General features: G+C 60.7%; 10 protein-coding genes. 5 read left to right on the top strand and 5 right to left on the bottom strand.

The features are described from left to right. Positions 1–43: 43 nt before the first annotated feature. From FHX76_RS12450 to FHX76_RS12430, 5 genes are all read right to left on the bottom strand, one after another. Positions 44–1,255 (bottom strand): glycosyltransferase, encoded by a 1,212-nt coding sequence (locus FHX76_RS12450; RefSeq protein WP_167151090.1) that lies wholly within the window; start codon positions 1,253–1,255, stop codon positions 44–46. An 81-nt stretch (positions 1,256–1,336) separates the two neighbouring features. Next, positions 1,337–3,037, bottom strand: a complete 1,701-nt coding sequence (locus FHX76_RS12445; RefSeq protein ID WP_167151088.1) for a long-chain-fatty-acid--CoA ligase — start codon at positions 3,035–3,037, stop codon at positions 1,337–1,339. A 93-nt stretch (positions 3,038–3,130) separates the two neighbouring features. Further along, positions 3,131–4,516 carry an acyltransferase family protein gene (locus FHX76_RS12440; protein ID WP_167151086.1) on the bottom strand — a complete coding sequence of 462 codons (1,386 nt, stop codon included), beginning with the start codon at positions 4,514–4,516 and terminating at the stop codon, positions 3,131–3,133. 198 nt (positions 4,517–4,714) lie between these two features. After that, positions 4,715–5,392 (bottom strand): response regulator, encoded by a 678-nt coding sequence (locus FHX76_RS12435; RefSeq protein ID WP_167151084.1) that lies wholly within the window; start codon positions 5,390–5,392, stop codon positions 4,715–4,717. Positions 5,393–5,400: 8 nt separating this feature from the next. After that, positions 5,401–6,612: a sensor histidine kinase gene (locus tag FHX76_RS12430; RefSeq protein ID WP_167151082.1), complete on the bottom strand. Its 1,212-nt coding sequence runs from the start codon at positions 6,610–6,612 to the stop codon at positions 5,401–5,403. A 607-nt stretch (positions 6,613–7,219) separates the two neighbouring features. Here FHX76_RS12430 and rpsF point away from each other — a divergent pair. The 5 genes from rpsF to dnaB all read left to right on the top strand — a co-directional run bounded on the left by rpsF (position 7,220) and on the right by dnaB (position 10,904). Further along, positions 7,220–7,606: a 30S ribosomal protein S6 gene (rpsF, locus tag FHX76_RS12425; protein WP_167151080.1), complete on the top strand. Its 387-nt coding sequence runs from the start codon at positions 7,220–7,222 to the stop codon at positions 7,604–7,606. Positions 7,607–7,610: 4 nt separating this feature from the next. Continuing rightward, positions 7,611–8,123, top strand: coding sequence for a single-stranded DNA-binding protein (locus FHX76_RS12420; protein ID WP_167151078.1), 513 nt, complete (start codon positions 7,611–7,613; stop codon positions 8,121–8,123). A gap of 64 nt (positions 8,124–8,187) precedes the next feature. Continuing rightward, positions 8,188–8,454, top strand: coding sequence for a 30S ribosomal protein S18 (gene rpsR / locus FHX76_RS12415; RefSeq protein WP_141916452.1), 267 nt, complete (start codon positions 8,188–8,190; stop codon positions 8,452–8,454). Between the two features lie 11 nt (positions 8,455–8,465). Continuing rightward, entirely contained in the window at positions 8,466–8,921 is a 456-nt protein-coding gene (gene rplI, locus FHX76_RS12410; RefSeq protein ID WP_167151076.1) for a 50S ribosomal protein L9, read from the top strand. Positions 8,922–9,530: 609 nt separating this feature from the next. Beyond that, positions 9,531–10,904: a replicative DNA helicase gene (gene dnaB / locus FHX76_RS12405; protein ID WP_167151074.1), complete on the top strand. Its 1,374-nt coding sequence runs from the start codon at positions 9,531–9,533 to the stop codon at positions 10,902–10,904. The last annotated feature ends 81 nt before the right edge of the window (positions 10,905–10,985 follow it).

Below are 10,985 nucleotides of genomic sequence, written 5' to 3'. Positions count from 1 at the left end.
TCGGCATCCATCAAAAGTTCGAATGACGGATGCGGATGTTCGACTAGCGGTTGAGCGCTGCCAGGTACACGTCAGAAACGCGGCGGGCGTGCCGTGGCCATGACCGTGACTCGGCCGCGGTGCGCGCGCTCGTCGACAGCGAAACAAGGCTCGCCTCGTCGTTGAGGAGGCTAGCGATTTTTTCTGCCCAGACGCTTGGTTCCCGTCCCTCAAAGAGGATGCCGGTTACGCCGCTGACAACCGACTCGGCGAGGCCCGTGATGCGCTGCGCGAGTACGGGAGTGCCTGCCGCCGCAGCCTCGAGGGCCACGAGCCCAAAGGTTTCGGAGTGGGACGGGACGATCGCGAGTTCCGCCCCGCTCAGTAGCTGCGCGGCGTGCTCCCTGGTCTGGGCTGGTAGAAATCGCACGGAGTCGGTGACACCAAGGCGTGCCGCGAGCCCACGAAGCGACTCGGCATACGCCTCATTACCCGGGGTTGGTTCGCCGGCGATGACAAGCAGGGGGCGGACACTCTTCGGAAGTGCGGCAAGGATCTCGACCGCCAAATCTTGCCCCTTCAGCGGCTGCACCCGCCCGAGGGTCACGACGTACGGCCCGGCATCCAGAAGTGCAGGATGCCGGGGGAGAGCTGGCCGAAAGAGCGCGGTATCAACGCCAGGGGATATGTGATGTACCCGGGCTGGCTGCAGGTGGTAGTCGCTAATGAGGCTGTGGCGCTCGCGCTCGCTGCCAGTGATGAGCTCGGAGCGCTCACTGATGCTGCGCTCTGCGTCAATGCGTGACTGGGGCTCCGGCCTGTCTCCTGGCGCGAGGTGCTGATTCTTGAGGGCGGCCACGGTGTGCAGATTCAGGATGTGCGGTGCGTTGAGCGACTCGGCTACGGGAAGCGCGGCAACGCCAGACAACCAGTAGTGCGAGTGATAAATGTCGTATGGGCCGAGCTCGGCGATCCGCTCGCTCATGTGGGTGAGCACTGCGGGGAGGTCTTCTTTTGGTACGGGAGCGAGTGGCCCTGCCGTGAGCGCGCGCACGGTGATGCCTTCGGCGGTGACCTCAACAGCCGGTTGCTCCCTGTGGGTTCTTCGCGTGATGATATCGACGGAATGGCCCATCCGGACGAGTTCGACTGCCAGCGAGAGTACCTGTACGTTGAGGCCGCCGGCATCCCCTTGTCCTGGGATGCTCAAGGGAGAGGTGTGTGACGAGATGAGGGCAACACGCAGAGGAACTGGCTGGCTGCTGTTGGCCGACATGTATGGCTTACCTCGTGTTACACGTGAAACATCGGGCGAATTACCCTGTCAGCCAACTCTACCCGGGGGGAATGTGACCGATTAGCGTCCGCGGCTCTCGATGAGCGAGTCGCGCACCTTGCGGCGAAGCACTTTGCCGATCAGCGATTTCGGAAGTTCGTCAACCTGCACGATGCGCTTGGGAACCTTGTAGGTTGCGAGGTTGGTTCGGCAGAAGTCGCGAATGGCTTCGGAATCAAATACCGTACCGGGGCGAAGGATGACGGCGGCCGAAACATCCTCACCTCCGGAGCTGCGGGGGAGGCCAACAACGGCTGCACCCTCGATGTCTGGGTGCCGCAGAAGGGTCTCTTCGACCTCGGATGGCGACACGTTAAAGCCGCCAGTAATGATGATCTCTTTGACCCGATCGATGACGGTCACAAAGCCGTCGGGCGAAACCGTCACGATGTCGCCGGTGCGCAGCCAACCGCCGGGAAGCAGGGTTGCCTCGGTTTCGTCGTCGCGGCCCCAGTATCCTTTGAACACCTGCGGACCCTGAATGAGCAGCTCGCCCGTCTCGCCTTCGTCGCGGTCTTCGTCGGGATTGTCTGGGTTCACCACGCGGATGCTGGTGCTCGGAAACGGCACGCCGACGGTGCCGGGCCGCCGCGAAGGCCCCATCGGGTTGCCAAGCGCCACCGGTGACGACTCGGTCATCCCGTATCCCTCGACCAACAATCCACCGGTTGCTTCTTCCCAGCGAGTGACGGTTGCAACGGGAAGTGACATGGCTCCAGAAATAGCGAAGCGAATGCTTGATAGATCGGCGCCGCGTCGTTCGGATGCCCGCGCGAGCTGCTCGTAGATGGGCGGGACGGCGGGGAGGAACGTTGGGGGAGTCGAGCGCGATGCCTCAAGCACCATGTCAACGTCAAAATTCGGGAAGAGCACAAGCCTGGCGCCGATGCTCATGGCAAAGGTGAGGCAGAGCGTCATCCCGTAGGCGTGGAACAGGGGGAGTACGCCGTAGAACGTCTCCTTGCCTTGCAGCAGGCCGGGAACCCAGGCTTGTCCCTGCATGGCATTTGCCCGCAGGTTACTGTGAGTCAGGATGGCTCCCTTTGGGTGACCGGTTGTGCCAGAGGTGTACTGCAACAGCGCGATGTCGTCGACGGTTGGTCGAGGGTGACGGCTTGAGATTTTGCGGTTCTTGAGCAGGTTTTTCCAGGTGAATACGTTTTTTGCGGATGGGACTGCCGTCATCGCTGCCCGCGTCGCACGGGCCTTCGGCACCGGCAGGCGGAGTGCGAGGCGCTTTGCAAACGGCAGGGCCTCCGACATATTCACCGAAACGATGGTGTCGACCGGAATATCCGCAGGGAAATCACTCACGGTGTCGTGTACTTTGTCCCAAACAATGGCCACCCGTGCGCCGTGGTCCTCAAACTGGTGCCTGAGTTCGCGGGCCGTGTACAGCGGGTTGTGTTCAATGACGATGGCACCGAGGCGCAGCGCGGCATAAAACGCGATGACGTGCTGCGGGCAGTTTGGCAGGACCAAAGCAACCCGGTCACCGGCGCGCACGCCCAGCTTTCGGAGCCCCTCGGCCGCGCGGGCCACCTGCTCGGCGAGCTCGCTGTAGGTCGTGGTCGCGCCAAAGAACTGCAGCGCAGTGTTGCTGCCGAACTTCTTGACCGACGCATCCAGCATGTCAACAAGCGATTGAGTTGGGGTATCGATTTCTGCGGGAACACCCTCGGCATAGGAGGTGAGCCAAGGCTTATGTTCGTAGCGGGACATGACGTCTCTTCTCTCGGTAGGCATCTGGCCGTGGTTCACGAGCGTAAACGGCAATACACGAGGAGATGACGGTGGTGGCGTTTGGCATAAAGTCTAGTTCGTGGGCCTGGGAATCGGGGCATATGAACGCTTCTGCGCGAGCACGATCGTGCCGACGGATGCCGCCATGAGCCCGGTTGCGATGAGGGCACCCTCGAGCGAAATTCCAGTGATGAGGAGCGTAAGCACCCCTCCGGCCCCGAGCAGCACGGCTGCGGCCGAGAGGATACCGCTGAACGCAGAGTTGCCAACGCGCGGTGCCTGAAAACGGGCTTTCTCGACGCGGCCAAACACGCGAGCAACGGGAACAACCGCGAGCCCAACGACCGCGAGCCACAGAGTGCGAGAATCCCACCAGCCCTGACTCATCGGCTCGACCAGCTCAACGCCGCTCAGCAGCAGCCCGCCAGCGAGCATGATCAGCACCGGCATGTGCCACAGGTACACCGTCATCGAGTGGGCGCCGAGGACGTCGATGGTCTTGCTCACGCGGGGAACGGTTGCCAGGTGCCGCAGGGGCTTCCGAATGAGCGTGAAGACAAACAGCTGCGTGGTGCCAAGCGCAACGAGCGTGACCGTTGGGGGGTTAAGGTTCTGCAGCATATCTGCCGAGTATGGCCCTTCAATCGTCAGCATGGCGAGTACAACAAGGCCCGCGCCAGCGAGGATGAGCTGGGTGCGTGGGCGGATGCGTTCGAAGCGGCCATCGGCCAGCCAGAAGCCGGCCTGCTGCACCGCGAGCCAAACAAAGAGCAGGTTCGCGAAGCCGATCGCGTCGATGCCTGTGGCGAAGCGCGCAACATCCACAGCCGCTGCGAGTCCAATGAGCGCCAGCATTGACGGCACCGGGCGCCACTCGTGCAATCGCACCATCGTTGGCACAAGGCCAGAGCACAGGATGTAGACGCCGAGGAACCAGAGGGGCTGGCTAATCCGGAATCCTGCAGTCGCAACGATGTCGGCTGGAACGCCCGCGAGGGTCATCGCGAGCAGACCAATCCCAACGACGGCGGCCAGCACCACGCCGGGGATCACAAGTCGCTGCAATCGGCTGATGACGTAATCGCTTGATGAATGACCCTTCTCTCGCATTCGCCGCCAGTGCGTGATGCTCGAAAAGCCGCCGATCAGAAAGAACAACGGCATGATTTGCACAACCCAGGTCACCGGAACAAACCACTCCTGCCCCTCGGTTGCGTTGCCGAGCACAATGCCCTCCGCCCCGTTGCTGACTCCCACCATGAAGGCGTGCAGGGCGACGACGATCACGAGCAGGACGGCCCTGACGAGGTCGATGCTGCGGTCGCGGTGAGGCTGTGCGGCCCGCTGGGGGGATGACTCTGGTCGAGTTGACGTTGTGGCCGGCAGCGCAGCAGCCGTGCGGGTGGCGCGTTGCGCAGGCCGTGTGTTGGCTCCCGGATGCTGGGCGACGGCGGTCATGATCTTCTCCTTTGTGCGATGGGGCGTCCATCACACGAAGAGACTAAGAACCTGGTGCCTGCCGTGGCATCACACGGGGGAGCGATTTGCACCCCCTACCGTGGTAGGGGTGCTCGGTCCTCGTGGCCGCTATTCGGTACAGCTGTGGTTGCTCGGGAGCGCAATCCAAAACATGACCCGAAGCGCGCGCGAATGGCCCTATCGTGAGGGTTCGACAAGACCCGTGTCATACGCAAGTACAACCGCCTGCACCCGGTCGCGCAGCCCGAGCTTCATGAAGATCTTGCTGACGTGCGTCTTGACCGTCTGCTCTGCCACAAACAGCTGCGCGGCAATCTCGTGGTTCGAAAGGCCCCGCCCAATGAGCACAAGCACCTCGCGCTCGCGGTCGGTGAGACCGTTGAGTTCAACGGCCCGTGAAGCCTGGCCGGCTACCGCTGGCTGCTGCGTGAACTGCTCGATGAGGCGTTTCATTACTTTCGGGGCGATGAGGGCATCGCCCGCGGCCACGATGCGTACGGCCTGAATGAGGTCTTCCGGCAGTGCATCCTTGAGGAGGAACCCGCTTGCACCAGCCCTGAGCGCGTCGTTGACGTATTCGTCGATATCAAACGTGGTGAGCACCAACACCTTTGGGATGTGGTGGCTACCGTACGTTGGCTGCGTGAGTTCGCGGGTGGCATCGATGCCGTTCATGTTCGGCATGCGGACATCCATGAGCACCACGTCCGGTTTCAGCGAACGGGCGAGCGAAACAGCCTCAACGCCATCGCTCGCCTGGCCAACAACGTCGATGTCTGGTTGGGCGCCAAGGATCGCGGCAAACCCAGCCCGAACCATGAGCTGGTCGTCGGCAATAACTACGGTTGTGTTCACAGGAATTCCTAGGAGGTAATGGGAAGCGATGCAGCTACACGATAGCCGCCTTCGCTGGTTACACCGTGTTCGAGGCGACCGCCGACGAGTTGTACTCGCTCCCGCATACCCATGAGGCCGTGCCCGCCACGATCGTCGGTGACGGGACCTGATTGTGATGCCCTATTTTCGACCGTGACCATAACTGCCACTTTGCCCTGCTCGACGGTCACCGTCGTGTCCGCTCCAGGGGCGTGACGGACCACATTGCTGAGCGATTCTTGCACGATGCGATACGCGGTGAGGGCGACGGATGCTGGCGGGGCAGCATCGCCAGCAACCTGCCACACGAGCGATACCGGAACGCCGGCACGTCGACTCGTTTCGACGAGAGCCGGAATCTCAAACAGCGTTGGTTGGGGGCCGAGCTCGGCGGCTTCGGCCGAGTCTGAGGTGGCGGCTCCCCGCAGCACCCCGAGCAGCTGCCGCATCTCGGTGAGGGCACCTCGTGCGGTGGCCCCGATATCGTCAAACTCGGCGGCAACCTCATCGCTCATGTCTGGGAGCCGATACTTAGCCGAGGTCGCTTGCACCTGAATCACTGACATGCCGTGGGCAACCACGTCGTGCAATTCGCGCGCAATGCGGCTGCGCTCCTCAACCAGTTCGCGCTTGGCCTGCTCGGTCGCGGTGATCTGACGTTCCTGCACCAGTTGCGCGCGAATCCCGCGACGCTGGGCGAGCAGTAGTGCCACCGCGAGGGCACCACCGGAGATCGCGATGTACACGATGCTGTTGGTCACGGATGGGTCGAGCGAGTCGTATCGGGTTGGCGAGGTGGCGATCGCCACGATGGATACCGCGACGCTCAAGAGCCAAGTCAACAGCGGGTACGTCCACCGCGAGGTGAACGCCAGCACCGAGATAACCGCAATAGTCGACAACATGGAGGAGACAGACCACGGCCAAGGAGCATCAACAGAGGAGCGGCTCAGCTCCGGCAGAACAAGCGTCGAAACAAGGGTCAGTACAATCGCCAGGCGTGGGCGGATGATTGCGAGCGGAATGGACCCCATCTGCACGATCCCAACGCCAAACGCGATGGCAAGTGGGATGCCATACAGCACGGTGTGCACTGGCACGCTGACGGCGCACAGAGCAACCGCGAGTGCGCTGAGCAGAATCCACAGCAGCAAGCTCGGGCGGCCGGTGATCGGGTCGGTGAACTTGAGGTTTCTCATTAGCCACAACTGTTCCATATGCCACTGACGCCCACATCACTCTGTGGAGCTATCTTGTTCTTGTTCTTGTTCTTGTTCTTGTTCTTGTTCTTGTTCTTGTTCTTGTTCTTGTTCTTGTTCTTGTTCTTCGCGCTCAGACTTCCGCTTGTGTCTCTCATTCAGCCGTCTGTCACGTTCAGCTTCTAGCGCTCATCCTTCTTCTGTTGCTCTCAGCCAGTGTCGCTCACTCTTCGTCTCGCTCCTTCGGCCCTCGCTCCTTCGGCCCTGGGCTAGTTAACTACTCGTATCTCTTTACTCTCGTCCCTCCGCGCTCGTCCCTCTGCACTTCGTTTTCGGCTTGACGGCCAGCAACGAGTGCGTCACCACCCCCTCACCCGTCGTACGGCGTTAACACATTGGTCACATCATCCACCCAACCACCGCCCCAAACGTGGATCTGCGACCAATCTGCACACTCAGACCGGGAGAATCCGCGAGAAACTCCGCAGGAGTTGCGAAAGTACGCTACGATAACAAGGTTGTTCGCTTTATCTGAAGCAAACGACGATGCTATTTACCCTCCTGTTACAGACCGTCTGTAACCGTTAAGTCCGAAGGAGGTGGGTTAGTGACGCATCAATACGAACTCATGGTCATCCTCGATCCAGAACTGGACGAGCGTACCGTGGCACCCAGCCTGGACAAGTTCCTCGCCGTCATCACCAACAGTGGTGGAAGCGTTGACAAGGTCGACATCTGGGGCAAGCGCCGTCTCGCCTACGAGATCAACAAGAAGTCTGAAGGCATCTACGCCGTCGTCGACTTCACTGCGACCTCAGAGGCCACCGATGAACTCGACCGTCAGCTTGGCCTGAGCGAAGCTGTTATTCGCACAAAGGTCCTGCGCGCCGACGAGGGCATTGCTCAGCGTGCTGAGCAGGCAGAGCGCGACGCAGCCAAGGCTGCCCGTGCCGCAAAGGCCACTCCAAAGGCTGCTCCGAAGCAGGACGCCTAGATCCATGGCAGGCGAAACCGTCATCACCGTGGTGGGTAACCTCACCGCTGACCCAGAGCTGCGCTTCACTCAGAGTGGCGTTGCCCTGGCTTCATTTACTATCGCTTCGACGCCGCGAACCTTTGATCGCCAGTCGAACGAGTGGAAAGATGGCGAAGCTCTCTTCCTGCGCGCAAGCGTATGGCGAGAGTTTGCCGAACACGTCGCGAGTTCGCTCACGAAGGGTTCGCGCGTCATCGCCACGGGTCGCTTGAAGCAGCGCTCCTACGAAACCAAAGAGGGCGAAAAGCGCACCAGCATGGAGATCGACGTCGACGAAATCGGCCCGAGCCTCCGCTATGCAACCGCGCAGATCACCCGTGCACAGTCCCGCGGAGGTGCAGTTGGCCCCGGTGCCGGCGCACCGGCATCCCAGGGGCAGTCAGCACCGAGCGAGCCTTGGGCTGCAGCTCCGGCGTCTAACGATGGCTGGGCAAACCCAGGTGCAAGCTTCGACGGCGCAGACGCACCGTTCTAAGTCACATCGTGTTTCGCAGAGCGAATGCTCAGCTCCACAGAATTATTAGGAAAGTAAGGTAACCATGGCTGGAAAGTCGAGCGGCGGAAGCCGCAAGCAGGGCGGCCGCAGCGGCAAGGGTGCAAAAACCCTCGCTCCCGCAAAGTCCATCACCGTTGGTGTCATCGATTACAAAGATGTCGCAACACTTCGTAAGTTTGTTTCTGAGCGCGGCAAGATCCGTGCGCGTCGCATTACGGGCGTTTCTGTTCAGGAGCAGCGTCTCATCGCAAAGGCCGTTAAAAACGCCCGCGAGATGGCGCTTCTTCCCTACGCCGGTTCTGGCCGTTAGGAGATAGTCACATGTCGAAGATTATTCTGACGAACGAGGTGGCGGGTCTTGGCAGTGCCGGAGACGTCATCGAGGTAAAGAACGGTTACGCACGTAACTACCTTCTGCCCCAGGGCTTCGCTGTTGCGTGGAGCCGTGGCGGAGAGAAGCAGGTTGAGCAGATCCGTGCGGCACGCGCCGCCCGCGAACTCGCAACCATCGAGGAAGCACAGGACATCAAGTCGAAGCTCGAGGCCACCAAGGTGCGCCTCGCAGTGAAGACCGGTACCGGTGGACGCCTCTTCGGTTCGGTCAAGACCGGCGATGTTGCTGACGCAGTCAAGGCTGCTGGCATTGCCGAGCTCGACAAGCGCAAGATTGAAATCCCAACGGCCATCAAGGTTGTTGGAGATTACACGGCGAATGTTCGCCTGCGCGATGACCTCAACGCAGTGATCACGCTGCAGGTTGTAGCTCAGAAGAAGTAGTTCTTCTCTACTGACGGATGCCGGGTGCCTTTTGGCTCCCGGCATCCGCTTTTTTGTGCCCAAAATTCCCGACTTTTCGGGGCTGACGTGGATGCGGGGAGTCGCGCTCTCCCCAGAGTTACCCCCAACCCTCAACAAGAACTATAAAGAAACTCAATTGCACAGGGTGGGGAAACTAAAATGCCTGGTCAAATACATTATTGAGCAGAAACTTAACCTTCATTCCACAGGGTTTCCCACAGATAGTACACATAGTTTCCGGCGTTTCTCCCGATCTGTCCACAGAGTTATCCACAGGTGAATTTGGAATGTGAGCGAGTCTTTCCTAGGGTGAAGGAGACTAGCTGAGCAACGGGCCAGATTTGCCCCCGGTATCCGGTACGCGAGACTCTCGGGAGCACCACCAACAGCACGAGATTGTGTCATCGCTGTGGTGCTGCGCTTCGGATGTCGGACCCGCCTGGTAGACCTAACAGCATCCACGTGATGCCCAGGCCAGCCAACTAAGCTCAGTAGGTTGTCCGCGTTCCGTTACGGGCCCAGCCAGGGCCGCTGTCACGAGGGGTCCGTGGGCGCCGCACCATTGGCAAGACGTAAAAGGAGTTTGAGATGTCGATCGCTCATTTGGGCATCCCCGACGAGCCCGTTCACGAGGGCTACGGCTCTGAACGCACTCCGCCGCACGACCTTCTTGCCGAACAAAGCGCCCTCGGTGGCATGCTCCTCAGTAAAGACGCGGTCGCTGACGTCACTGACGCCATCAAAGGAACCGACTTCTACGTGCCAAAGCACGAAGTTATTTTTGATGCCGTGCTCTCGCTGTATTCGCACGGCGAGCCAACCGATGTCATTGCCGTCACTGACGAGCTGACCAAGTCCGGCAACTTGCAGCGCGCCGGTGGGGCAGAATACCTCCACACGCTCACGAGCCTTGTGCCGACTGCTGCCAATGCTGGCTACTACGCCGAAATCGTTGGCGAGCGGGCTCTCCTTCGCCGCCTGGTCGAAGCCGGAACCCGCATCGTACAGATGGGTTACGCCGGTGAGGGTGAGGCGACCGACCTTGTGAACAACGCACAGGCCGAGATTTATGCTGTGGCCGGTGGAAAAACATCTGAAGACTATGTTGCGCTGAACATCGCCGTTGATGCGGCCGTGCAAGAAATTGAGGCGGCCGAGGGCGCAGGCTCCGGCATGACCGGTGTGCCAACGGGATTCCGCGAACTCGATGAAATGACCAACGGGCTTCACCCCGGCCAGCTCATCATTATCGCCGCGCGACCCGCCCTTGGTAAGTCAACGCTCGCGCTCGACATCTGCCGCGCTGCCGCGGTTGGTGCAGGGCAGTCAACCGTGTTCTTCTCGCTCGAAATGGGCCGCGCCGAGATCGCCATGCGACTCCTTTCGGCAGAGGCAGCAATCCCGCTGCAGGCCATGCGAAAAGGAAAACTCGAACCGCGCGACTGGACCCGCATCGCCTCCACAACGGCCCGCGTCAACGACGCGCCCTTCTACATCGACGACAGCCCAAACATGACCCTGGTCGAAATCCGGGCAAAGTGTCGGCGGCTCAAGCAGAAGAACGACCTCAAGATGGTTGTTATCGACTACCTGCAGCTCATGACAAGTGGTAAGCGCGTCGAGAGCCGTCAGCAAGAGGTGAGTGAGTTCTCGCGTGCCCTCAAGCTCCTTGCCAAAGAGATCCAGGTACCGGTTATTGCGCTTTCGCAGCTGAACCGTGGGCCAGAGCAGCGTGCCGACAAGATGCCGGCGATCTCCGACCTCCGTGAGTCCGGATCACTTGAGCAGGATGCCGATATGGTTGTGCTTCTGCACCGCGAGAGCGCCTACGAAAAAGAGAACCCGCGGGCGGGCGAGGCAGACTTCATCGTGGCAAAGCACCGTAACGGACCAACGGGAACGGTCACGGTAGCGTTCCAGGGTCACTTCTCGCGCTTTATCGACATGGCGCCCGGCGCCTAGCCTCGTCGAGCTATCCGGCGACAATCTTGCCGAGCTGGGGATGCCGTTGGGCGAATCCTCATGGTGGATCTGTAATATCGC

The sequence above is a fragment of the Lysinibacter cavernae genome (assembly GCF_011758565.1).
Taxonomy (GTDB): Bacteria; Actinomycetota; Actinomycetes; order Actinomycetales; family Microbacteriaceae; genus Lysinibacter; species Lysinibacter cavernae.
The sequence above is the reverse complement of the archived record's forward strand: the minus strand, read 5'-3'. Positions and strand labels throughout refer to the sequence as shown.